Origin of the sequence: Streptomyces sp. NPDC088254 (assembly GCF_044740925.1) — a bacterium.
Lineage (GTDB): Bacteria > Actinomycetota > Actinomycetes > Streptomycetales > Streptomycetaceae > Streptomyces.
This window is the reverse complement of record NZ_JBIURQ010000010.1, coordinates 25496-47635: the sequence shown is the minus strand read 5'-3', so window position 1 is coordinate 47635 and position 22140 is coordinate 25496. Positions and strand designations below refer to the sequence as shown.

The following is a 22140-nucleotide window of genomic DNA, read 5'->3' as shown; positions in this document are numbered from 1 at the left end:
CAGCTCGATAACGGACCGGACAGAAGCCTTTTTCCGCCAGGTCTACGCGCGTTACGCTGCGGCGGAACCAGCGCCTGGTTTGGGCGCTTGCACAAAGGAGTCACGTTCCATGCGCCGGGTGTCCCGTATCGCGGTTGCGGGTGTTGCGACCGCTGCCCTCGCCGTCACCGTTTCCGCTTGCGGAAGCTCGTCCAAGTCGTCGTCCTCCTCCGCCGGCGAAGACAAGAACCTGGGCCTCGCGCTCGCGTACGACATCGGCGGCAAGGGCGACCAGTCCTTCAATGATGCCGCCACCGCGGGCATGGAGAAGGCCAACTCGGAGTTCGGTTACAAGTCCTCCGCCGTCGAGCCGCAGGACGGCGAGTCCGAGGCCGACAAGGTGCAGCGCCTGGAGAGCCTCGCCAAGCAGGGCTACAACCCGGTGATCGGCGTCGGCTTCGCCTACGCGCCGGCCGTCAAGGAGGTCTCCGCGAAGTTCCCGAAGACCACCTTCGGCATCGTCGACGACGAGACCATCAAGGCCGCGAACGTCGCCGACCTGGTCTTCCACGAGGAGCAGGCCTCCTACCTGGCCGGCGTCGCCGCCGCCAAGGCCACCAAGACCAACGTGGTCGGCTTCATCGGCGGTGTCGACATCCCGCTGATCCACAAGTTCGGCGCCGGCTTCAAGCAGGGCGTCCAGGACACCAAGAAGGGCGTCACGGTCAAGGAGCAGTACCTGACCGAGACCCCCGCCGAGGGCGGCTTCTCCAGCCCCGACAAGGGTGAGAGCGCCGCCGAGGGCCAGATCGACGCGAAGGCCGACGTGGTCTACGCCGCCGCCGGTCTGTCCGGCCAGGGCGTCATCAAGGCCGCCGCGGCCGCCAAGGTCTGGGCGATCGGCGTCGACTCCGACCAGTACAAGCAGGACGCGCTGAAGGCGTACAAGGCCTCGATCCTGACCTCGGCCATGAAGAACGTCGAGGGCGCGGTCTACGAGCTGGCCAAGTCCGTCAAGGACGGCAAGCCGCAGTCCGGCGTCATCCGCGGCAGCCTCTCCAACGGCGGCGTGAGCCTGTCGGCCTCCAACCCGGCCTTCGCGTCGAACAAGGAGATCCAGGACGCGGTCAACAAGGCCGCCGAGGCGATCAAGGCCGGCACGATCAAGGTGAAGACCTCCTGACCGCAGTGTCGAGGCCTGCTGAAGGTCTCTCATAGGCCGGTCCAGGACATGGCCGAACGGGCGCTGTGATGACAGCGTTACGCCCACGCGACGGGGCACGGGACGAAGGCTCGGCCCGCGCCCCGTTCGCGCGGCAGAATGCTCGGAACGGATCGGGACTCGATCGGAAACGTCGATCAAGCCGGTCAAGTCCGAGCACTATTTAAAGCAGGGGCGCTACGCGCGTAGAGTGGCCCCTTTCCCGAGGAGAGTGCGCCATCGACGCGTCCAGCAGCCCTCCGCTCACCGCCCGGTCGACAGTCGCGGTAGAGCTCGCGGGCATCACCAAGCGATTCCCCGGTGTCGTCGCCAACCACGACATCCACCTGACCGTCCGCAAGGGCACCGTGCACGCCCTGGTCGGCGAGAACGGCGCCGGCAAGTCGACCCTGATGAAGATCCTCTACGGCATGCAGAAGCCGGACGAGGGCACCATCGAGATCGACGGCGACCAGGTGAGCTTCTCCAGCCCCGCCGACGCCATCGCCCGCGGTATCGGCATGGTCCACCAGCACTTCATGCTCGCGGACAACCTGACCGTCCTGGAGAACGTCGTCCTCGGCAGCGAGAAGCTGTACGGAATCGGCGGCGGCGCCCGCAAGAAGATCAAGGAGATCTCCGACCGCTACGGCCTCGGGGTGCGCCCCGACGCCCTGGTCGAGGACCTCGGCGTCGCCGAACGGCAGCGCGTGGAGATCCTCAAGGTCCTCTTCCGCGGCGCCCGCACCCTCATCCTCGACGAGCCGACCGCCGTCCTCGTCCCGCAGGAGGTCGACGCGCTCTTCGACAACCTTCGCGAGCTGAAGTCCGAGGGCCTCTCCGTCATCTTCATCTCCCACAAGCTGGGCGAGGTGCTGTCCGTCGCCGACGACATCACCGTCATCCGGCGCGGCACCACCGTCGGCACGGCCGTCCCCGCCGAGACGACCCCGCGCCAGCTCGCCGAGATGATGGTCGGCAGCGAGCTGCCCACGCCGGAGACCGCGGAGTCCACGGTCACCGACAAGCCCGTCATCGAGGTCAGCGCCCTCACCGTCTACGCCAGCGGCGGCACCTCCCTCGGCATCGAGGCGGAGCCCAGCGGCGGCACGACCCTCGCCCCGGAGGGCGGCGAGGTCAAGAAGGTCCTCGACGACGTCACCTTCACCATCCACGCCGGCGAGGTCATGGGCATCGCCGGCGTCGAGGGCAACGGCCAGACCGAGCTGATCGACGCGCTGATCGGCACCAAGCACGCCCACTCCGGCGTCATCCGCTTCCTCGGCGAGGACATCACCCCCTGGCCGACCCGCAAGCGCCGCGAGTCCGGCGTCGGCTACATCCCCGAGGACCGCCACCGCCAGGGCCTGCTCCTGGAGGCCCCCCTCTGGGAGAACCGCATCCTCGGCCATGTCACCGAGGCCCCCAACGCCAAGGGCTTCTGGCTGAACCCCAAGGGCGCCCAGGCCGACACCCGCCGGATCGTCGAGGAGTACGACGTCCGCACCCCCGGCATCGACGTCACCGCCGCCTCCCTCTCCGGCGGCAACCAGCAGAAGCTGATCGTCGGCCGTGAGATGAGCCACAACCCCAAGTTCCTGATCGCCGCCCACCCCACCCGCGGTGTGGACGTCGGCGCGCAGGCCCAGATCTGGGACCGCATCCGCGAGGCCCGCCGCGAGGGCCTCGCCGTGCTGCTGATCTCCGCCGACCTGGACGAGCTGATCGGCCTGTCGGACACTCTGCGGGTGATCTACGACGGCAGGCTGGTCGCCGACGCCGATCCCGCCACCATCACCCCCGAGGAGCTGGGCTCGGCCATGACGGGCGCCGCGTCCGGTCATCTGGAACACGTTGAGACGCCCATGGCAGACGACGAAGCTGCCGGCCCGGAGGACGAGGCCCGATGAAGAAGTTCGACAAGGAGCGCCTGCTCCTCGCGGTGGCCGGCCCGGTCATGGCGCTCGTCGCGGCGATCCTGCTGACCTCGGTCGTGCTGATCGCCTCCGGCAAGAACCCGTTCGAGCCGTACGGGCTGATGCTGGAGCAGATCCCGTTCTCCGACGTCCAGGTCCTGATCCTCAACCAGGCGTCGCTGTACTACATCGCCGCCCTCGCGGTCGCCCTCGGCTTCCGCATGAACCTGTTCAACATCGGTGTCGACGGCCAGTACCGCCTCGCCGCCATGATGGTCGCGGTGGTCGGCGCGCACGTGGCGCTGCCGTCCTTCCTGCAGATCCCGCTGCTGCTGCTGGTCGGCTCGCTCACCGGCGCGTTCTGGGCGGGCATCGCGGGCGTCCTGAAGGTCACCCGCGGCGTCAGCGAGGTCGTCGCGACGATCATGCTGAACGCGATCGCCACCAGCGTCATCGGCTACCTCACCCTCCGCGAGAACTTCGGCGTCTTGGTCGGCGACAACGTCACCACGGGTGAGATGAAGGAGTCCGGCTGGGTCCCCGGCATCAACCTCGGCGCGGACGTCGGCGAGATCTACGGCCTGGTCTTCCTCGCCGTCGCGCTCGGCATCGGCTACTGGGTGGTGCTCAACCGCACCCGCTTCGGTTTCGACCTGCGGTCCACCGGCGAGTCGGAGACCGCCGCCGCGGCCTCCGGTGTCAACGCCAAGCGCATGGTCCTCACCGCCATGCTGCTCTCCGGCGCGGTCGCCGGCCTGTCCGGCCTGCCGCTGCTCCTCGGCGACGCCCACACCTACAGCCTGAGCTTCCCGACGGGCCTCGGCTTCACCGCCATCGGCATCGCGCTCCTCGGCCGCAACAACCCCGGGGGCATCGCGCTCGCCGCGCTGCTGTGGGCCTTCCTGGAGAAGACCTCTCCCGCTCTCGACTACGCCACCCCGGTCGCGTACGAGAAGGAGATCGCCACGATCATGCAGGGCCTCATCGTCTTCGCGGTCGTCATCTCCTACGAGTTCGTCCGCCAGTGGGGTCTGCGCCGCCAGCAGAAGCGGGTCGGCGCCGAGCTCGCCGCCCAGGCCGCCAACAACAACGCCAAGAAGGAGGTGGCGGCCTGATGTCCACCGCGACCATCGCCAAGCCGCAGGCGAAGAAGCCCGGCAAGGGCGGCCGCCGCATGTCTCTCCCGGTACTCCTGCTGGTCATCGCGGGCGTGCTGGTTCTCACCTCGATCGTCCGCCTGATCAGCGGCGCGGACGGCATCACCTCGACCGGGCAGATGTCCACCGCGCTGCGGCTGGCCGTGCCGATCGGCCTGGCCGGCCTCGGCGGCCTGTGGGCCGAGCGCGCGGGCGTCGTCAACATCGGCCTCGAGGGCATGATGATCCTCGGCACCTGGTTCGGAGCCTGGGCCGGCTACCAGTGGGGCCCGTGGACCGGCGTGGCCTTCGGCATCATCGGCGGCGCGCTCGGCGCCGTGCTGCACGCCGTCGCCACCGTCACCTTCAACGTCAACCACATCGTCTCCGGTGTGGCGCTGAACATCCTGGCCCTCGGCACCACCCGCTACCTGTCGAAGTTCACCTTCGAGGAGGCGCCGCAGGGCTCCTCCAAGCAGTCCCCGCCGATCGACTCGCTCGGCACCTTCGACATCCCGGGTCTGTCGGACTGGCTGCAGACGCTGAACGGCAAGCACTGGTTCCTGGTCTCCGACCTCGCCGGTCTGATCGGCGGCCTGGTCACCAACCTCTCGCCGCTCACCGTCGTCGCCGTCGCGCTCGTCCCCGCCACCTGGTGGGTGCTGTGGCGCACCGCCTTCGGCCTGCGCCTGCGCTCCTGCGGCGAGAACCCGGTCGCCGCCGAGTCCCTCGGCGTCAACGTCTACAAGTACAAGTACATCGCCGTGATCATCTCCGGCGGTTTCGCCGGCCTCGGCGGCGCGTTCCTGTCCATCGTGGCCTCGAACGTCTACCTGGACGGCCAGACCGCGGGCCGCGGCTACATCGGCCTCGCCGCGATGATCTTCGGCAACTGGATGCCGGGCGGCCTCGCCCTCGGCGCGGGCCTGTTCGGCTACACCGACAGCCTCAACCTGCGCGGCGGCACCACCAACGTGCACGCGCTGATCCTGCTGCTGGCCATCCTGCTGGTGATCGGCGCGGCCTACCTGGCCTGGCAGAAGAAGTACGTCAGCGCGCTGAGCACCCTGCTGGTCTCGGCCCTGATGTTCGTCTGGTACGTCAGCGTGGACGAGGTCCCGCGTCAGGTCGTCTCCGCCGCCCCGTACATCGTCACCCTGCTGGTGCTGTCGCTGTCCGCCCAACGCCTGCGCATGCCCAAGGCGGACGGTCTGCCGTACCGGAAGGGGCAGGGCAAGTGACCCCGGCCGCCGTCGACTGGGACGCCCTGCGGGAGCTGGCCCGGGAGGCCATGAGCCACGCGTACGCCCCCTACTCGGGCTACCCGGTCGGGGTCGCGGCCCTCGTCGACGACGGCCGCACGGTCACCGGCTGCAACGTGGAGAACGCCTCCTACGGGCTCGGCCTGTGCGCCGAGTGCGGGCTCGTCTCCGAGCTCCAGCGGACCGGCGGCGGCCGGCTCACCCACTTCACCTGCGTGGACGGGCGGGGCGAGATCCTCGTCCCGTGCGGCCGCTGCCGCCAGCTGCTGTTCGAGTTCGGCGGTCCGGAGCTGCTGCTGGAGACCCCGGCCGGCATTCTCCCGCTGGCCGACATGCTCCCGCAGGCCTTCGGCCCCGACCACCTCAGGCAGCCGGGCCACACCGAGTAACCCCCGTGCGGCCCCTGAGCCCGCTCGCCTCGGGCACAGGGGCCGCAGGGTCTTGATTTCCCGAAAGGAACGCCATGGCCATGGACGCCATCTCCGTCATCCGCACCAAGCGGGACCGCGGTGAGCTCAGCGACGAGCAGATCGACTGGGTCATCGACGCGTACACCCGCGGCGAGGTCGCCGACGAGCAGATGTCGTCGCTCGCCATGGCGATCCTGCTCAACGGCATGAACCGCCGTGAGATCGCCCGCTGGACGGCCGCGATGATCGCCTCCGGCGAGCGCATGGACTTCTCGTCCCTGTCCCGCCCGACCGCCGACAAGCACTCCACGGGCGGCGTCGGCGACAAGATCACGCTTCCCCTCGCCCCCCTCGTCGCGGCCTGCGGGGCAGCGGTTCCCCAGCTCTCCGGCCGGGGCCTCGGCCACACCGGCGGCACCCTCGACAAGCTGGAGTCGATCCCCGGCTGGCGCGCGCTGCTCTCCAACGAGGAGATGCTGTCGGTCCTTGACGGCACGGGCGCGGTGATCTGCGCGGCCGGCGACGGCCTCGCCCCCGCCGACAAGAAGCTCTATGCCCTACGGGACGTCACCGGCACCGTCGAGGCGATCCCGCTGATCGCCTCCTCGATCATGTCCAAGAAGATCGCCGAGGGCACCGGCTCCCTGGTCCTGGACGTCAAGGTCGGCACCGGCGCCTTCATGAAGACCATCGAGGACGCCCGCGAACTCGCCTCCACGATGGTGGGCCTCGGCACCGACCACGGCGTGAAGACCGTCGCCCTCCTCACCGACATGTCCACCCCGCTCGGTCTCACCGCCGGCAACGCCCTGGAGGTCCGCGAGTCCGTCGAGGTCCTCGCCGGCGGCGGCCCCTCCGACGTCGTGGAACTCACCATCGCCCTGGCCCGCGAGATGCTGGACGCGGCCGGCGTGAAGGACGCCGACCCGGCGAAGGCCCTGGCCGACGGCTCGGCGATGGACGTCTGGCGTCGCATGATCGCGGCCCAGGGCGGCGACCCCGACGCGAAGCTGCCGGTGGCCCGAGAGCAGCACGTGATCAAGGCCCCCTCCTCCGGTGTCCTCACCCGCCTGGACGCCTACGACATCGGCGTCGCCGCCTGGCGCCTCGGCGCGGGCCGCGCCCGTAAGGAGGACCCGGTGCAGGCGGGCGCCGGCGTGGAACTCCACGCCAAGCCCGGCGACACCGTGACCGAGGGCCAGCCCCTCCTCACCCTCCACACGGACACCCCGGAACGCTTCGACTACGCACTCCAGTCGATCGAGGGCTCCTACGACATCGCCACCCCGGGAACGCGGCACGAGGCGACCCCTGTGGTGTTGGAGCGCATCGCCTGAGGTCGACCCTTCCGGCGCCGGGCGAGCACAACCGGCCCGTCCGGCGCTTGAGGACGAGGCCCGTTCAGGGCCGACAGCGGGGGTCCGGGGGCGGCAGCCCCCGGGGATGGGACGGGTAGGGGCGGCGAGGGCGACACCCGCCGTCAGGCGAACACGCCCCCCTCCCCGAAGACCCGCGCACCGAACCGCTCCCCGATCCGCCGATGCGTGGCCGCATCAGGATGAAGCTGATCCGGCAACGGCAGCTCCCCGGAATCCCGCTCCCCATAAAGCTCGCGCCCGTCGAGATACCACAGCAACGGATCCTTCCCGGCCCGCTCGGAAACGATCCGCGCCAACTCCTCGCGAATCACCCGCAACGTCAGCTTCCCTCCCGCCACCTCCGCCGCCTCCCCCATCGGCACGAACGTCAACCGCCCTTCCCCCAGCCCCCCGAGGTCCGGCGCGGTGGGCCCGGGCGTCTCCTCGTGCATCGGGCACAGGATCGGCGACACGACCAGCAGCGGCGTCCGCGGATGCCCCTCCCGCACGGTGTCGAGGAAGCCGTGCACCGCGGGCCCGAAAGCCCGCAACCGCATCAGATCCATGTTGACCAGGTTGATCCCGATCTTGAGGCTGATCAGATCGGCCTCCGCATCCCGTATCGCCCGCGCGGTGAAAGGATCGAGCAGCGCGCTCCCGCCCAGCCCGAGATTGACCAGCTCGACCCCGCGGAGCGACGCGGCGACCGCTGGCCAGATACCGGTGGGCCCCGCCCCGTCGGAACCGTGGCTGATCGAACTGCCGTGATGCAGCCACACCCTCCGCCCGGACGGGCGCGCCGGCTCGACCGCCGCGTCCGTGCGCAGGGCGACGAGCTCGGTGGTCTCGTTGTGCGGCAGCCAGATCTCGATGTCCTTGTCGCCCTCGGGCAGACCGGAGAAGCGGACGGTCCCCGGCCGGCCGGCCCGGCGCTCGACGCTTCCGTCCCGCATGTCCATGGTCACCGTGTTGCCGTCGGAGATGCTGCCCCGGCCGGCGGGACGACCGTCGACGAGCAGCTCGTAGACGCCGTCGGGACGGGGCGGCGCGCCGATGTAGAGCCGCTTGGTGGGCAGCGCGTCGAGTTCGACGACGGTGGCCCGGGTGCGGAACGCCAGCCGCACGCCCGACGGCTGGGACTCGGCCATGGCGAGTTGCTCGTCGGCGCACTGGGCACGGGCCCGGGCGGGCAGCCGGTGCGGCAGCACGCCGTGCTCGGTCCGCTCGACGTCCAGGGCGCCGCGCAGCAGCGCGGCGGTGACGGGCGTGGTGATCCAGCGGTCGCTGGAGCGGTCGTCGGTGGGCATGACCTCATCCTTGTCGTTCGGAAGACGCAGGCCAGTTCCGCAGCAGCGCGTCGAGGGCGTCCACGATCCGGTTCCAGCTCTCCTGACTGTCGGGGGCGCTGTGGTCGAAGCCGCCGCCCAGCTCCAGGCCCACGTACCCGTTGAAGACGCTGCCCAGCAGCCGCACGGCGTGAGTCTGGTCCGGCTCGGCCAGGTCGTAGCCGCGCAGGATCGCCCGGGCCATTCCGGCGTGCCGGACGCCGGCGCTCGCGGCGGCCGTGGCCGCGTCGAGCCGTAGCTGGGCGGCGGCCCACCGGCCGGGGTGTTCGCGGGCGTAGTCGCGGTACACGCCCCCCAGGGCGGCCAGCGCGTCCTTGCCGGCCCGCCCGGCCAGGGCGGCCGCACCCCGGTCGGCCAGCTCCTCCAGGGCGACCAGGGCGATCCGCGTCCGAAGGTCTTGGGAGTTGCGCACATGTGAGTAGAGACTCGCGACCTTGACGTCGAAGCGCCTGGCCAGCGCCGAGACGGTCACCTGGTCGAAGCCGACCTCGTCGGCCAGTTCCGCGCCGGCTCGGGCGAGGCGTTCCGGGGTGAGACCTGCACGCACCATGAGGCCGATTATGCAATTGCCTAAAGATGTTAGGCAAACAGGATGCCCTCTGCCCTGGACTCGGCACGTCTTAGGAGCGAGCTGACGATGAGTTACGAGCCCGCGCCCGGTCTACCGCACGTGGACGCGACGACACCGCCCGTACTCAGCCTGCCCGGACCCGTACCCCGCGCCCGGGTGCCCGAACTCTGCGACGACGTGGGCAGACTGCTGGGACGCACCGGTGCCCGTGCCGTCGTCTGCGACGTCACCCGCCTCGGACCGCCGGGGCTCTGGACCGTGGACCTGCTGGCCCGGCTGCAGCTGGCTGCCCGCCGGGCCGGCGGGCGCGTCCGTCTTCGCGACCCCGATCCCTCGCTACGCGCCCTGCTGGACCTGGTCGGGCTCCGCTTCGAGGTGGAGGGGGAGACCGAAGAGGGGGAACCAGCGCTCGGTGTCGAGGAAGAAGTGGAATCCGGTGAGGCGGCCTTCTGAGATCTCCAGCACCTGGATCGCCCACGGCGTGAACCCGCCCGCCTCGGGGTCGGGCTTGTACTGCGCGAACCCCGGCAGACCGTTGACCTCGACGGGCAGCAGCCGTGAGCCCGCGCAGGCCGCGCCGAACGTCGTCATGAAGCCCGCGATGTCGTCGTGACCGGTCAGCCACAGGTCGAACGGCGGCATCGACATCACGGCGTCCTCGTGCAGCAGGGTCGTCAGCGCCGTCATGTCGTACCCCTCGAACGCGGCCACGTAGCGCTCCAGGAGTTCGCGCTGCCCCTCGTCCAGAGGGTCGGAGACCGCCGCGTCCGCGCCGGAGTCCGCACGCTCGGCGAGCGTCGCGCGGGCCCGCTGCAGGGCGCTGTTCACCGAGGCCACCGACGTGCCGAGCAGCTCGGCGACCTCGCTCGCCCGCCACGCCAGCACTTCGCGCAGGATCAGCACCGCCCGCTGCTTGGGCGGCAGTTGCTGCAGCGCCGCCATGAACGCCAGCCGCACCGACTCCTTGGCCACGGCCGCCTCCGCCGGGTCCTGGACCGCCGGCAGCACCCGAGCGTCGGGCATCGGCTCCAGCCAGGTGTTGTCGGGGCTGGGCGACAGGGCCGCCTGGGCGAGCGGCGTCGACTCGGTGAGGTCCATCGGGCGGGCCCGCTTGTTGCCGGCCGAGAGCATGTCGAGGCAGACGTTCGTCGCGATCCGGTACAGCCACGACCGCAGGCTGGAGCGGCCCTCGAATCTGTCGTAGCTCCGCCATGCCCGCACCAGGGTGTCCTGCACCGCGTCCTCGGCCTCGAAGGAGGAGCCGAGCATGCGGTAGCAGTAGCCGGTCAGCTCGACCCGGTGCTTCTCCAGCCTCGCATCGAGATCGTCGGCCGTCGCCGTGCCCGCCGTACCGTCGCTCATCGTCGTCCACCCACCCCTGTGGCCCGTCTGTCACGCGCCAGTGCGCCCAGTACTCCGGAAGCTATCGCACGCCACTGACAACGGCCCCCCGAGCCGCGGAAACCGCAGGTGGGGGGCCGTTGTCAGAAGCCGGTGGTGGGTGCCCGGCGGGTCTCTCAGCCGGCGGCGAGCAGCGTCTGGCGGCGAGCCGCCCGGGTGCCGAACACCGTGATCGTCACGACGCCGAGCACCGCGAGGACGCCCACGCCGACCGTGCCGGCCCAGCCGCCCGCGTGGAAGGCGATCGCGCCGACGGTGCTGCCCGCGCTGGAGCCGATGTAGTACGCCGACTGGTAGAGCGCCGAGGCCTGGGCGCGGCCCGTCGTCGCCGTCTTGCTGACCGCCGAGGACGCCACCGCGTGGCCCGCGAAGAAGCCCGCCGTGATCAGGACCAGGCCCAGCAGCACCAGCGGCAGCGTGTCCGCCAGGGAGAACAGCAGGCCCGTCGCCGTGGTGCCGCCCGCCAGGTACAGCGCCCCGCGCCGGCCGAGCGTGCCGACCAGCCGGCCCGCCGTCGACGCCGACACCGTGCCCACCAGGTACACCAGGAAGATCGAGCCGACGATGCCCTGCGGCAGCGAGAACGGCGCCTCGGTGAGGCGGTAGCCGATGACCGTGTACACGCCGCCGAAGACGGTCATGAACAGCGCGCCGATCGCGTACAGCCGGCACAGCAGCGGGTTCGACAGGTGGTCGCGAACAGTACGGGCCAGGACACGCGGGCGCAGCGAGCCCGGGGTGAAGTGCCGCGGCGTCGGCAGCAGCAGCCGGAAGGCGACGGCGCAGGCCACGGCGAGAACGCCGATCGCGCCGACGGCGACCCGCCAGCCCCACTCCTGGGCGACCCAGCCGGTGATGACCCGGCCGCTCATGCCGCCGACGCTGTTGCCCGCGACGAACAGGCCGATCGCGGTGACCAGAGCGCGCGGTCGGACCTCCTCCGCGAGGTACGCGGTGGCCGAGGCGGGCAGTCCGGCCAGGGCCGCGCCCTGCACGCCCCGCAGCACGACCAGCCAGCCCAGCGAAGGGGCGAAGGGCACCAGCAGTGCGACGCCCACGGCGACGGCCAGCGAGGCCGTCATCACCGCGCGGCGGCCGTAGCGCTCCGACAGGGCGCTCATCGGCAGGACGAACAGCGCCAGACCGCCGGTCGCCGCCGCCACCGTCCAGCTCGCCTCGCTCGCCGCGACCCCGAACTCGCCGGAGATCAACGGCAGCAGCGCCTGCGTGGAGTACAGCAGGGCGAAGGTCGCCACACCGGCGAGGAAGAGGGCGAAGCTCATCCGGCGGTAGCCGGGGCCGCCCGGGGCCATACGGGAGTCGGAATCCGCCCGGGACACACCGGGGACGGCGGAGGCGGAGGAGGGAACGGTCACGACGGCGCCCACAGCGGTGGACGCCCCGGTACTGGCGGGAGACATGCCTCGAAACTACGGACGGCCCCGCTCATCCGTCCAATGCACGGAATCCCCATAATCGTTCCCATGGTGCATCAGCAAAGGTCACAGAGCCGCCTGTCACCGTACAGTGACACAACAGACATGAATGACGACATCGTCACGCTCCTCGCCCCGCGGCTCGCGTACTTCGCGGGCGTCGCGCGCACCGAGCACGTCACCCGGGCCGCGCACGAGATGCAGGTCCCGCAGTCGACCCTGTCCCGGGCCATGGCCCGCCTGGAGCAGGACCTCGGCGTCGACCTGTTCGCCCGCCACGGCCGCACGGTCTCCCTCACCCCCGCCGGACGCACCTTCCTCACCTCCGTCGAACGGGCCCTCGCCGAGATCGAGCGGGCCGCCGACGAGGTGCGGGCGGACGCCGACGCGGCCACCGGCAAGGTCGCCTTCGGCTTCCTGCACACCATGGGCGCCGAGACCGTCCCCGCCCTGATCCACGCCTTCCGCGCGGACCACCCCCGCGTCCGCTTCAGCCTCGTCCAGAACTACGGCGAGGCGATGCTCGAAGGCCTGCGGGCCGGCGAACTCGACCTCTGTCTGACCTCGCCGATCCCCGACGCCCCCGACCTGGTCGCCCGCCGGCTGGACGAGCAGAAGCTCCGCCTGGTCGTCCCCGCCGACCACCGCCTCGCCGCCCGCCGACGCGTCCGCCTCGCGGAGGCCGCCGACGAGAGCTTCGTGACGCTGGAACCCGGCTACGGCCTGCGCCGCATCACCGACGCCCTCTGCTCGGAGGCCGGCTTCCGCCCGAAGGTCGCCTTCGAGGGCGAGGAGGCGGAAACCCTGAGGGGGCTGGTGGCGGCGGGCCTGGGCGTCGCCCTGCTCCCGCCCCCGGCCGTCCCCCGTCCCGGAGTGGTGGAACTGACGGTCACGGCGCCGAGAGCGGTCCGGGAGATCGGCGTCGCCTGGCTGGACGGCCACCCGGACACACCCCCGGTCGCCGCCTTCAAGAAGTTCCTGCTGTCGAGAAGGGGAAATCTGCTGCCCTGACGAGGCGAGCCCGCTACCGTCGCAGCGACTTGCCGAACCCCGCGGCCAACGGCATCCGCAACCCCAGCGGCGGCGGAGCGAGCATCGCGTCCTCGACCGGCCGGGAGAAGCCCCGCCCGAACAGCACGCCCATCACGAAGTCCTCACTCAGGGACAGTACTTCGCTCCGGTACTGGTGCAACCCGTGCCCGTCGGCGTGGACTTCGAAGCGGCACACCTCCCGGTTCACCTTCTTCGCGCGGGCCGCCAGCCGGAACGACAGCTCGGGGTCGGTGCGTTCGTCGTGCGTTCCGTGCACGATCAGCACCCGCCGGCCCACCAGCTGCTTCACCGGTTCGGGCGCGGCCGCCACGTCCTCCTCCGGCAGCCAGGGAGCGATCGCCAGCACCGAGTTGACGGCGTCGTGCCCGCCCGCGTGCAGGGCGGCCCGCCCGCCCATCCCGACGCCGGCCAGACACACGGGGACGTCCCCGTAGCGTCGTACCGCCTCGTCGGCGGCCCACGAGGCGTCGGCGACGAGCCGGGCCTCGCTGCCGTTCCAGCCGCGGTAGCGGTAGTGCACCGGGTGCACGGCCAGCCCGTCGCGCCGCCCCGCGCGGGCGAGCCTGCGGCCGAGGGCGCGGACCGGCGACGTCGCCCGGGCCGCCCAGGCCAGCGCCGAGGGTCTGCGCTCGGAGACCTCCGTCCCGTCGGGGAGCAGCAGCACCACGCCGCTCACCGTCCCCGGCTCCGGCCCGATCGCCTTCCCCAGCCCGGCCGTTCGCACCGGCGTCGCTTGCTGTCCCATGGCAGAACAGTGTCAGAAGCGCGGGCGTACGCGACCTGTCCTCGCGGTCACCGTTGCATATCGGCCGGAGCGCGTACCGCGCCGTCTACGCGCGTAGGAGTTAGAGTTCACAGATGACGAGCCAGAGCATCCAGAGGGGCGCCGCACCGAGTTCGGACCAGATCCGCCGCGCGCCCAAGGTTCTGCTGCACGACCACCTCGACGGCGGGCTGCGCCCCGGCACCGTCGTCGACCTGGCCCGAGAGGCGGCCTACGACCGTCTGCCCGAGAGCGATCCCGACAAGCTCGGCGTCTGGTTCCGTGAGGCCGCCGACTCCGGTTCCCTCGAACGGTATCTGGAGACCTTCTCGCACACCGTCGGCGTGATGCAGACCCGGGACGCGCTCGTGCGGGTCGCCCGCGAATGCGCCGAGGACCTCGCCGAGGACGGCGTCGTCTACGCCGAGGTGCGCTACGCCCCCGAACAGCACCTCGAAGGCGGACTGAGCCTGGAGCAGGTCGTCGAAGCCGTCAACGAGGGCTTCCGGCAAGGCGAACGGCTCGCCCGCGACAACGGCCGCCGCATCCGCGTCGGCGCCCTTCTCACCGCGATGCGGCACGCGGCCCGCGCCCTGGAGATCGCCGAACTCGCCAACCGCTACCGGGACCTGGGCGTCGTCGGCTTCGACATCGCCGGGGCCGAGGCGGGCTACCCGCCCACCCGGCACCTCGACGCCTTCGAGTACCTCAAGCGCGAGAACAACCACTTCACCATCCACGCCGGCGAGGCCTTCGGGCTGCCGTCCATCTGGCAGGCCCTCCAGTGGTGCGGCGCCGACCGGCTCGGGCACGGGGTCCGCATCATCGACGACATCGAGGTCGCCGACGACGGCTCGGTGAAGCTCGGCCGACTCGCCTCCTACGTGCGCGACAAGCGGATTCCGCTCGAACTGTGCCCCAGCTCCAACCTCCAGACCGGGGCCGCCGACTCCTACGCCGAGCACCCGATCGGGCTGCTGCGCCGGCTCCACTTCCGCACCACCGTCAACACGGACAACCGTCTGATGTCCGGTACCAGCATGAGCCGGGAATTCGAGCACCTTGTCGACGCATTCGGTTATACGCTCGACGACCTCGCATGGTTCTCTGTCAATGCTATGAAGTCAGCATTCATTCCTTTCGATGAACGGCTGGCCATGATCAATGACGTGATCAAGCCCGGATATGCCGAGCTGAAGTCCGAATGGCTGTTCCAGCAGACCGCTTCCACCAGCGGTTCCGTGGTCTCGGAGAGCTGAACCCCGAAAATCTGGGGCGCGGAATGCGGGCGGGCCTTCACGGTCCGTCCGTATTTCGGTGTTTGCGGTGGGCGCCTTTCCGTGTTTACGGTCTTGGACCGCTCAGTTCCCCTGTCTTCGAGGACGCATTCATCATGAAGCAGTCTGCTGCCAAGACCCTCGGCGTCGCCGCCCTCGGCGCCGCCTTCGCCGCCGTCGGCGCGGGCGCCGCCAACGCCGCCCCGGCCGTCCCGGACGCCGCCCAGGCGCTGGACGGCGTCACCAGGACGCTGCCGGCGGAGAACGTCGCCCAGGCGCTGCCGGGTGCCGACGGGGCGCTGGAGCAGGCCCAGCCGTCCCTCGGCGCGGGACTGGCCGCCGTGCAGCCGGTCGCCGAGAACGCGCTCGCGCAGGGCCCCACCGCGCCCGTCGCGGGACTCCTGGGCGGGCTGCCGGTGCAGGGTCTGCCGACCCACGGCCTCCCGGTGAACGGCATCCCCCTGGGCTGACCGGACTCACCCGCCGTCGGGGCGCACCCGGGACCCCGGGCGCGCCCCGACGGCGTACCGGCGACCGGCGCCGCCGACGGATTCCGCGGCCTCACCAGGCCGGCCGGCCCTTGCCCTCCGCGGGCAGGAAGATCCACAGGGCGATGTAGAGCAGGAACTGCGGGCCCGGCAGCAGACAGGACAGCAGGAACAGCACGCGCATCGTGGTCGAGGAGGTGCCGAACCGGCGGGCCAGCGCGGCGCACACTCCGGCGATCACGCGGTCGTTCGTGGGGCGGACGAGGCTGGACATCTGCGGCTCCTTGGCGAGCGTCGGTCCGGGGCGGCCCTGTGCGGCTGCCCCGACTGCCTTCCACGCTAAGGAGACGAACGGGACGAAGCATCGCTCTACGGGGCGATCCCGACCCTGGGAACCGTCGGGGTCCGCCCCTGAGCCGCGTCGTCCGCCCAGGCCGCCCGCCGCCGCCGGCGCTCACTGTGACGCCGCAGCCGGCCACGGGCCGTCGGCACCACCGCGACGTGCGCCAACGCCACACCCGTCGTGTTCAGCAGCAGTGAGTCGATGTCCACGACACGACCGGGCACCCCCGTCTGCAACAGCTCGACGGCCAGCGACATCAGGGCGCCGGCGGCGACCGTACGGACGAAGGAGGCGACCGGGGAGACCCGCAGCCGGCCGTGGGCCAGCGGCAGCAGCACGCCCAGCGGGGCGAACAGCGCGAGGCCCTCGCCGATGCGATGCGCCGCCTCCGGCCAGCCCAGCCGCAGATCGGCGCGGATCCCGGCGAAGGGACGCAGGTTGGTGGGCATCACCCAGGGGACGTCGAGCGGGCGCAGCGTGCACCAGGCGACGAACAGAAGATGTGCGGCCAGGAGGACGATCCCGGTCGCACGGATGCGGATCACGGCGCTGCCGCCGATGGAGCCTTGACGCTGCACGAACCCCTAGACGCGCCCCCCGGCACGATCGGTTCCGGCCCGGGACAGGTGTGCCCCCTGTCACTCCCCGGTCCGCCCGGGACGGCCCCCGACGCGCACCCGCCGGGCGTCACGGCAGACCCTTAGGGGACGCGCGAAGGGTCTTGAGGGTCCTCAGGCTATCGCCGTCGACGGCGGCTTCTTGGCGCCCGGCCGTGAACGCACCTCGTCCGTGCACGCGTACCGGCGCGGCCGCTCGGCGCCCGGACCGCCCAGCACCACCGAACCGTCCCCCTCGGCCGCCGCGGAGTCGGAGAACGTGCACACCAGTTGGGCGAGGGCGTACGAGGTCAGGTCGCCGGGGGAGACGCTCAGCCGCAGCGCGTCGTCGGGATCCCCGGGGCGCGGCCCCGCCACTCTCATGCCGCCGCTCACGTCCGTCGTGTAGCCGGCCCCCTTCTCGGCCGCCGACGGCGACCCGGCCAGCTCGTCCAGCAGGCCCTGGGCGACCAGGACGCGCCGCGCGGAGTCCACGGCGCCGTCCGGCACCGGCAGGCTCCGGTCCACGGCGACCAGCGACGAGCCGCACAGCAGGAACACCCGCACCGGCACGCCCCGCGCGCTCTGCGACGCCACATCCGGCCCGGTGAGGGAGCAGCGCACCCTGGAGGGCGCGGGGCCGAAGTCGGTCGGCACCTCGGTCGCCCGGATCCCGCAGCCGGCGAGCAGCACGCCCGACAGCCCCGCGAGCAGCGGCAGGGAGAGCAGACGGCGAGCGTTCCCGCGTACGTTCATCCTGCGTCCCCCCGCATGTCCCGCTGCGCCTCCGCGCGCGCGTCGCCCCGCACGTCCTTCTGCCGGTCCTCGCCGTCCCCGTCCGGCTCCTCCGCCGGCTCCGAGACGCCCCTCGGCAGCCGGAGCGTGAACACCGCGCCTCCGTCGGGGGAGTTGGCGGCCGTGATCCCGCCGCCGTGGATATGGGCGTTCTCCAGGGCGATGGACAGCCCCAGACCGCTGCCCTCGGAGCGCGGCCGGGAGGCGCTGGCCTTGTAGAACCGGTCGAACACGTGCGGCAGCACGTCCTCGGGGATGCCGGGGCCGTGGTCGCGCACCGCGATGACCATCTCGTCGTCCGCCGCCGTCACCGACACCCGCACCGGCGAACCGCCGTGCTTGAGCGCGTTGCCGATGAGGTTGGCGAGGATCACGTCCAGGCGGCGCGGATCGATCCGCGCGTGGAGGCCGCGCTCGGCGTCCAGTTCGACCGCGTCCAGCCAGGCCCGCGCGTCGATGCAGTGCGTGATCTGGTCGGCGACGTCCACGTCGTCCAGCACGAGCCGCGCCGTGCCGGCGTCGAAGCGGGTCACCTCCATCAGGTTCTCCACCAGGTCGTTGAGCCGCCGCGTCTCGGACACCACGAGCCGCACCGCCGGCTCGATCATCGGGTCGATGCCGCCGGACTCGGCGTCCAGCTCCTCCTCCAGCACCTCCGTGACGGCGGTGATCGCGGTGAGCGGCGTGCGCAGCTCATGGCTCATGTCCGCCACGAAGCGGCGCGAGGCCTCGTCCCGGGCGGCCATGTCGGCGACCCGCTTCTCCAGCGCCTCCGCCGTCCGGTTGAACGTCCGTGACAGATCGGCCAGTTCGTCCGTCCCGGAGACCCGCAGCCGGGTGTCCAGCTGGCCCTCGCCGAGCCGGCGCGCGGCGACCCCCAGCCGGTGCACCGGCTTCAGCACGGTCGTCGCGGCCGCCTGCGCCAGCAGCGCGGCGCCGACCAGCGCCAGCCCGGTGGCGATCCCCAACGACCAGGCCAGCGAGTTGAGGTCCTTGGCCTCCGGTGCGAGGGACTTGCGCATGTAGCCGGTCGGCCCCCCGCCGAGCACCTTCGTCCCCGCCACCAGATACGGCGTCCCGTGGTCGACGACCCGCTGCCAGTACAGGTGGTACGGCGACTTGTTGCCCGCGCCGGTGTCCTGCTCGCGGTTCACCGCGGCACGCAGAGACTCGGGCACGTCCTGCAGCGAGAAGCCGTTCAGGCCCCCGGAGCTGCCGTACATCGCCCTGCCGTCCGCGTCCTCGGCGACGAGCAGCACGCTGAAACGCTGGCTGCTGTTGGCCATCTGCCCGGCCGTCTGCTGCAGTTCGTCCCGAGAGGGATCGGTGGGCAGCGCGCCCGCCCGGTTCTGCATCTCCTGCTCGAAGTCCCGCAACACCGCGCCCTGCGTACGCGTCAGCACCGCCTCGCGGTTGAGCCAGTACGCGATGCCGGACGCGGACACGGCGGCGGTCAGCGCCACCAGACCGAACACCACCACCAGCCGCAGCCGCAGGCTCGTGAAACGCAGCCGTGCGATGTGTCCCTTGCGCGCCGCGGACCAGCCGCGGATCCCCCCTTGCCGTCGGATCACTGAGGGTTGTCCAGGCGGTAGCCGACTCCGCGCACGGTACGGATCAGGGTCGGGGAGGACGGCACGTCCTCGACCTTGGCGCGCAGCCGCTGGACGCAGGCGTCCACCAGCCGGGAGTCGCCGAGGTAGTCGTGCTCCCACACCAGCCGCAGCAACTGCTGCCTCGACAGCGCCTGACCGGGCCGCCGGCTCAGTTCGAGGAGCAGCCGCAGTTCGGTGGGGGTCAGCTGGAGGTCCTCGCCGTTCTTCGTCACCGTCATCGCCGCGCGGTCGATGACGAGGCTGCCGAAGGCCGCCGAGTCGTTCGACTCCCGCTCCCCACGGCGCAGCACGGCCCGGATCCGGGCGTCGAGCACCCGCCCCTGGACGGGCTTGACCACGTAGTCGTCGGCGCCGGACTCCAGCCCGACCACCACGTCGATGTCGTCGCTGCGCGCGGTCAGCAGGATGATCGGCAGCTGGTCGGTGCGCCGGATGCGCCGGCACACCTCGAAACCGTCGATGCCGGGCAGCATGACGTCCAGCACGATCAGATCCGGCCGCTGCTCGCGCAGCAGCTTCAGACCGTCCTCACCGCTCGCAGCGGTCGCCACCCGGTGTCCCTGGCGCGTCAGTGAGAGCTCCAGGGCCGTACGGATGGCGTCGTCGTCCTCGATCAGCAACAGGGAAGGCACGGGCTCATTCTGGCCCATGGCGGCCCGTCGTTCGACCTGTGGGGCACGACGGTTGTGGCACCGACTCGTGTGAACGATCTGCGGTGTCGCCGTGAGCGACCCCTGTGACAGGTCTGTGACAGTCGGCGGACACGGCGATGAAGTGACCCCGGCAAGCTTTTCGGCACAGGCAAGGAAGCAGGACCGGAAGCGAGCCGGAAGGCGAGAGACCGGGAGCGGAACGCCGGCGGCGAACCGCACGGAACAAGAGACCGAGACACCGGAAGTCCACGACGGGGGGCGCGAGATGAACACGCTGCACGGGCTGAGCAACAGCGCAGTGGTCACGCGTCTGCACGACGTGCACCGGGTTTCCGAGAAGGCTGGTGTGACGAGCGTGCGGGGGTGCGCTCGCAGCACCGGACGTCAGCACACGACCTTCATGTCCGTGGTCGACGGGCGCTCGGGGGAGAGCGCCGGGGCGGCCGACGGGGGAGTCGCGTACGGGGAGGACCAGGGGGAGCGCCGCTCCCTGGCGGAGGCAGCGGACGCCGAAGCGGCGTTCACCGCCTACGTCCAGGAGCGCCGCGCCTCCCTGTACGCGACCGCGTTCCACCTCACCGGGGACCGGTTCGAGGCCGAGGACCTGCTGCAGAGCGCGCTGTTCTCGACCTACCGGGCCTGGGACCGGATCAGCGACAAGGCCGCGGTCGGCGGCTACCTCCGCCGGACCATGACCAACCTGCACATCAGCGCGTGGCGCCGCCGCAAGCTGAACGAGTACCCGACCGAGGAGCTGCCGGAGACGGCCGGCGACACGGACGCGATGCGCGGCACCGAACTGCGCGCGGTCCTGTGGCAGGCGCTGGCCCGGCTGCCCGAACTCCAGCGCACGATGCTGGTCCTGAGGTACTACGAGGGCCGCACCGACCCGGAGATCGCGGAGATCCTCGGCATCAGTGTCGGCACGGTGAAGTCCAGCATCTGGCGGTCGCTCCGCCGGCTGCGCGAGGACGAGGTCCTCAGCTTCGGCCGTGACGAGGAGGACGCCTTCGGCGAGCTCGTCGCCTGAGGTGAACGGGGGAGCCGGCTCCGTTCAGGGGAGCCGGTGCACGGGGGAATCACGGGGGAGCGGTACCGGGGGGACCCGACGGGGGAAGCTCGGGAGAGCGGTACCGCGCACCACGCCGCCAGCGCCTGCGGGGGGACACGCGGGCGCAAGGACGGGGGAAACACGGGGGAACAGGGGGAACACGGGGGAGCACGAAGAAGCGGGGCTGGAGGGCCGGGGGGTCCGTCCAGCCCCGCTTCCGTGCTGTCGCGAGCGGGCCGCCGTACGCCCGCTACACCGCCGTACGCGTCGTCGGTGCGCGCCGGCCCGCCGCCGCCGAGGCCAGGCGGCCCATGGCCTCGTCCCGGTCGCAGGCGTACGCGCCGAGCGCCGACTGCCGGGCCACGATGGAGCGTTCGGTCCGCATCAGACGCCAGCCGCGCCGCAGCAGGAAGGGAACCGACTTGCGGCCCTCCTTCAAGTCCCGCAGGAAGCGCCGCCTGAAGGTCGTCACCGGACCGCGGCTCAGGCACAACGCGTCGGCCAGGACGCCCAGTTCACGGCAGCGGCCGATGATCTCGGCGGCGAAGATGCCCTCCGCGATGAACAGCGGGGTCCGCCCGATGTCGACCGACTCCACACCGGTGCGGGCGCTGAGGGAGATGTCGTAGACGGGAACGCCCGTACGGCCCGTGCGGCACAGCTCGGTGATCGCGGCGATCGCGGTGTCCGCGTCCCAGGAGCCGGGATGGTCCCAGTCGATGTCGGAGCTCCCCGCCACCAGCGGCAGGGTCGGGTCGTCGCCCTCCTTGTAGAAGTCGTCGAGCCGCAGCACCGGAAGGCCGGAGCGGGCCGCGAGAAGGGACTTGCCGGAGCCGGAGGGGCCGCAGAGCAGCACGACGCGCGCGGGTATGGGCGGATGGGAACTCACGGGACACCAGTGTGAGGCATCGACCGGCCCCGCCACGACCCCGCGGGTCGGCTTTGCAGCGCGCGTCACACCCCAACTACCCTTCGTGTCGACCTGATCACCGAACGCACCAGAAAGCGGGCGCCCCGATGGCACGACACGCTTCCCCCAAGAACCCCTCCGGCCGGCGCGCCCTGGTCGCCCTCGCCACGGCGGGGGCGGCGCTGGGCGTGGGCGCGGGGACCGCCGCCGCCGACACCGCACCGGGCCTGAACCTGGCGCAGACCCGCCCCACCTCCCTCGGCGAGGTCGACCCGCAGGCGGCCCTGGCGGCCCTGACCGGCGCGGTCGGCCACGCCACCGGCCCCGTCGCGGACCTCAAGCCCAACCCCCTCGCCGGCACCGGGGTGGACCCCCTCGACAACGGCGTGGGCACCCAGGTCGCCGACTTCCAGCCCCTGACGTCCCAAATGCTGACGGGCCCGGTGGCCCAGGCGGAGTCCTTCGGGAGCATGCCGGTGGTCGGCCAGGCGGCGGGCCTGCTGCGCGCCTGACCGCCTCCCGCGGGTCCACAGCCCGAACAGGCCGGGTCTCTCCGTCCGAGAGACCCGGCCTGCGCCG

The 22140-nt window shown here is 71.6% G+C and carries 23 protein-coding genes; 12 read left to right on the top strand and 11 right to left on the bottom strand.

Annotation, left to right across the window (positions count from 1 at the left end):
* Window positions 1-109: 109 nt before the first annotated feature.
* From ACIOC0_RS27270 to ACIOC0_RS27245, 6 genes are all read left to right on the top strand, one after another.
* Window positions 110-1162: a BMP family protein gene (locus ACIOC0_RS27270; RefSeq protein WP_402158291.1), complete on the top strand. Its 1053-nt coding sequence runs from the start codon at window positions 110-112 to the stop codon at window positions 1160-1162.
* 257 nt (window positions 1163-1419) lie between these two features.
* The gene (locus ACIOC0_RS27265) at window positions 1420-3090 is read left to right on the top strand and encodes an ABC transporter ATP-binding protein (RefSeq protein ID WP_130441350.1); all 1671 of its coding nucleotides are present in this window, start codon (window positions 1420-1422) and stop codon (window positions 3088-3090) included.
* Window positions 3087-4211 carry an ABC transporter permease gene (locus tag ACIOC0_RS27260; protein ID WP_389034305.1) on the top strand — a complete coding sequence of 375 codons (1125 nt, stop codon included), beginning with the start codon at window positions 3087-3089 and terminating at the stop codon, window positions 4209-4211. Before ACIOC0_RS27265 ends, ACIOC0_RS27260 begins: the two co-directional genes overlap by 4 nt.
* Window positions 4211-5473 carry an ABC transporter permease gene (locus ACIOC0_RS27255; RefSeq protein ID WP_402158289.1) on the top strand — a complete coding sequence of 421 codons (1263 nt, stop codon included), beginning with the start codon at window positions 4211-4213 and terminating at the stop codon, window positions 5471-5473. The genes ACIOC0_RS27260 and ACIOC0_RS27255 overlap by 1 nt, the downstream gene beginning before the upstream one ends.
* A complete protein-coding gene (locus ACIOC0_RS27250; RefSeq protein ID WP_130441356.1) occupies window positions 5470-5883 on the top strand; it encodes a cytidine deaminase in 414 nt (137 codons plus the stop codon). The genes ACIOC0_RS27255 and ACIOC0_RS27250 overlap by 4 nt, the downstream gene beginning before the upstream one ends.
* 80 nt (window positions 5884-5963) lie before the next feature.
* Complete coding sequence (locus ACIOC0_RS27245; protein WP_352250589.1) at window positions 5964-7241, top strand: thymidine phosphorylase; 1278 nt, start codon at window positions 5964-5966, stop codon at window positions 7239-7241.
* A gap of 143 nt (window positions 7242-7384) precedes the next feature.
* Here ACIOC0_RS27245 and ACIOC0_RS27240 read toward each other — a convergent pair whose 3' ends face one another.
* Window positions 7385-8569: an SGNH/GDSL hydrolase family protein gene (locus ACIOC0_RS27240; protein WP_402158286.1), complete on the bottom strand. Its 1185-nt coding sequence runs from the start codon at window positions 8567-8569 to the stop codon at window positions 7385-7387.
* A gap of 4 nt (window positions 8570-8573) precedes the next feature.
* Window positions 8574-9158, bottom strand: coding sequence for a TetR/AcrR family transcriptional regulator (locus tag ACIOC0_RS27235; RefSeq protein ID WP_402158284.1), 585 nt, complete (start codon window positions 9156-9158; stop codon window positions 8574-8576).
* 87 nt (window positions 9159-9245) lie between these two features.
* On the opposite strand from ACIOC0_RS27235, the gene ACIOC0_RS27230 reads away from it, so the two are divergent.
* Window positions 9246-9632, top strand: coding sequence for an STAS domain-containing protein (locus ACIOC0_RS27230; protein WP_402158281.1), 387 nt, complete (start codon window positions 9246-9248; stop codon window positions 9630-9632).
* Here the strand turns inward: ACIOC0_RS27230 and ACIOC0_RS27225 are convergent.
* Complete coding sequence (locus tag ACIOC0_RS27225) at window positions 9516-10541, bottom strand: sigma-70 family RNA polymerase sigma factor (protein WP_402158279.1); 1026 nt, start codon at window positions 10539-10541, stop codon at window positions 9516-9518. The genes ACIOC0_RS27230 and ACIOC0_RS27225 overlap by 117 nt on opposite strands.
* 155 nt (window positions 10542-10696) lie before the next feature.
* Entirely contained in the window at window positions 10697-12001 is a 1305-nt protein-coding gene (locus ACIOC0_RS27220) for an MFS transporter (RefSeq protein ID WP_402158277.1), read from the bottom strand.
* A gap of 63 nt (window positions 12002-12064) precedes the next feature.
* Here ACIOC0_RS27220 and ACIOC0_RS27215 point away from each other — a divergent pair, with 63 nt between their 5' ends.
* The gene (locus ACIOC0_RS27215) at window positions 12065-13027 is read left to right on the top strand and encodes a LysR family transcriptional regulator (protein WP_402158275.1); all 963 of its coding nucleotides are present in this window, start codon (window positions 12065-12067) and stop codon (window positions 13025-13027) included.
* 13 nt (window positions 13028-13040) lie between these two features.
* Here ACIOC0_RS27215 and ACIOC0_RS27210 read toward each other — a convergent pair whose 3' ends face one another.
* Window positions 13041-13814, bottom strand: a complete 774-nt coding sequence (locus tag ACIOC0_RS27210; RefSeq protein WP_402158273.1) for an alpha/beta hydrolase — start codon at window positions 13812-13814, stop codon at window positions 13041-13043.
* Window positions 13815-13927: 113 nt separating this feature from the next.
* On the opposite strand from ACIOC0_RS27210, the gene ACIOC0_RS27205 reads away from it, so the two are divergent.
* Together ACIOC0_RS27205 and ACIOC0_RS27200 are read left to right on the top strand one after the other, a co-directional pair.
* Window positions 13928-15091 carry an adenosine deaminase gene (locus tag ACIOC0_RS27205; protein ID WP_402158271.1) on the top strand — a complete coding sequence of 388 codons (1164 nt, stop codon included), beginning with the start codon at window positions 13928-13930 and terminating at the stop codon, window positions 15089-15091.
* 134 nt (window positions 15092-15225) lie between these two features.
* On the top strand, window positions 15226-15579 hold the full coding sequence (locus ACIOC0_RS27200; protein ID WP_402158269.1) for an ATP-binding protein: 354 nt from the start codon (window positions 15226-15228) through the stop codon (window positions 15577-15579).
* A gap of 91 nt (window positions 15580-15670) precedes the next feature.
* Here ACIOC0_RS27200 and ACIOC0_RS27195 read toward each other — a convergent pair whose 3' ends face one another.
* The 5 genes from ACIOC0_RS27195 to afsQ1 form a co-directional block, all read right to left on the bottom strand.
* Window positions 15671-15871, bottom strand: a complete 201-nt coding sequence (locus ACIOC0_RS27195) for a PspC domain-containing protein (protein WP_402158267.1) — start codon at window positions 15869-15871, stop codon at window positions 15671-15673.
* A gap of 95 nt (window positions 15872-15966) precedes the next feature.
* Entirely contained in the window at window positions 15967-16518 is a 552-nt protein-coding gene (locus tag ACIOC0_RS27190; RefSeq protein ID WP_402158266.1) for a VanZ family protein, read from the bottom strand.
* Between the two features lie 153 nt (window positions 16519-16671).
* Window positions 16672-17292, bottom strand: coding sequence for a hypothetical protein (locus ACIOC0_RS27185; RefSeq protein WP_402158264.1), 621 nt, complete (start codon window positions 17290-17292; stop codon window positions 16672-16674).
* Window positions 17289-18905 carry a sensor histidine kinase gene (locus tag ACIOC0_RS27180; RefSeq protein WP_402158261.1) on the bottom strand — a complete coding sequence of 539 codons (1617 nt, stop codon included), beginning with the start codon at window positions 18903-18905 and terminating at the stop codon, window positions 17289-17291. Before ACIOC0_RS27180 ends, ACIOC0_RS27185 begins: the two co-directional genes overlap by 4 nt.
* Window positions 18902-19579: a two-component system response regulator AfsQ1 gene (afsQ1, locus tag ACIOC0_RS27175; protein WP_207228799.1), complete on the bottom strand. Its 678-nt coding sequence runs from the start codon at window positions 19577-19579 to the stop codon at window positions 18902-18904. The genes ACIOC0_RS27180 and afsQ1 overlap by 4 nt, the downstream gene beginning before the upstream one ends.
* A gap of 286 nt (window positions 19580-19865) precedes the next feature.
* On the opposite strand from afsQ1, the gene ACIOC0_RS27170 reads away from it, so the two are divergent.
* On the top strand, window positions 19866-20630 hold the full coding sequence (locus ACIOC0_RS27170) for a SigE family RNA polymerase sigma factor (RefSeq protein WP_402158259.1): 765 nt from the start codon (window positions 19866-19868) through the stop codon (window positions 20628-20630).
* 271 nt (window positions 20631-20901) lie between these two features.
* Here the strand turns inward: ACIOC0_RS27170 and ACIOC0_RS27165 are convergent, their stop codons facing one another.
* Entirely contained in the window at window positions 20902-21609 is a 708-nt protein-coding gene (locus ACIOC0_RS27165; protein WP_402158257.1) for a uridine kinase, read from the bottom strand.
* A 59-nt stretch (window positions 21610-21668) separates the two neighbouring features.
* On the opposite strand from ACIOC0_RS27165, the gene ACIOC0_RS27160 reads away from it, so the two are divergent.
* The gene (locus ACIOC0_RS27160; RefSeq protein ID WP_402158255.1) at window positions 21669-22073 is read left to right on the top strand and encodes a hypothetical protein; all 405 of its coding nucleotides are present in this window, start codon (window positions 21669-21671) and stop codon (window positions 22071-22073) included.
* Window positions 22074-22140 lie beyond the last annotated feature (67 nt).

Coding starts and splice junctions, on each gene's coding strand:
- ACIOC0_RS27270 (WP_402158291.1), top strand. CDS start 110: ATGCGCCGGGTGTCCCGTATCGCGGTTGCGGGTGTTGCGACCGCTGCC.
- ACIOC0_RS27260 (WP_389034305.1), top strand. CDS start 3,087: ATGAAGAAGTTCGACAAGGAGCGCCTGCTCCTCGCGGTGGCCGGCCCG.
- ACIOC0_RS27255 (WP_402158289.1), top strand. CDS start 4,211: ATGTCCACCGCGACCATCGCCAAGCCGCAGGCGAAGAAGCCCGGCAAG.
- ACIOC0_RS27245 (WP_352250589.1), top strand. CDS start 5,964: ATGGACGCCATCTCCGTCATCCGCACCAAGCGGGACCGCGGTGAGCTC.
- ACIOC0_RS27240 (WP_402158286.1), bottom strand. CDS start 8,569: ATGCCCACCGACGACCGCTCCAGCGACCGCTGGATCACCACGCCCGTC.
- ACIOC0_RS27235 (WP_402158284.1), bottom strand. CDS start 9,158: ATGGTGCGTGCAGGTCTCACCCCGGAACGCCTCGCCCGAGCCGGCGCG.
- ACIOC0_RS27230 (WP_402158281.1), top strand. CDS start 9,246: ATGAGTTACGAGCCCGCGCCCGGTCTACCGCACGTGGACGCGACGACA.
- ACIOC0_RS27225 (WP_402158279.1), bottom strand. CDS start 10,541: ATGAGCGACGGTACGGCGGGCACGGCGACGGCCGACGATCTCGATGCG.
- ACIOC0_RS27220 (WP_402158277.1), bottom strand. CDS start 12,001: ATGTCTCCCGCCAGTACCGGGGCGTCCACCGCTGTGGGCGCCGTCGTG.
- ACIOC0_RS27215 (WP_402158275.1), top strand. CDS start 12,065: ATGGTGCATCAGCAAAGGTCACAGAGCCGCCTGTCACCGTACAGTGAC.
- ACIOC0_RS27210 (WP_402158273.1), bottom strand. CDS start 13,814: ATGGGACAGCAAGCGACGCCGGTGCGAACGGCCGGGCTGGGGAAGGCG.
- ACIOC0_RS27205 (WP_402158271.1), top strand. CDS start 13,928: ATGACGAGCCAGAGCATCCAGAGGGGCGCCGCACCGAGTTCGGACCAG.
- ACIOC0_RS27200 (WP_402158269.1), top strand. CDS start 15,226: ATGAAGCAGTCTGCTGCCAAGACCCTCGGCGTCGCCGCCCTCGGCGCC.
- ACIOC0_RS27195 (WP_402158267.1), bottom strand. CDS start 15,871: ATGTCCAGCCTCGTCCGCCCCACGAACGACCGCGTGATCGCCGGAGTG.
- ACIOC0_RS27185 (WP_402158264.1), bottom strand. CDS start 17,292: ATGAACGTACGCGGGAACGCTCGCCGTCTGCTCTCCCTGCCGCTGCTC.
- ACIOC0_RS27170 (WP_402158259.1), top strand. CDS start 19,866: ATGAACACGCTGCACGGGCTGAGCAACAGCGCAGTGGTCACGCGTCTG.
- ACIOC0_RS27160 (WP_402158255.1), top strand. CDS start 21,669: ATGGCACGACACGCTTCCCCCAAGAACCCCTCCGGCCGGCGCGCCCTG.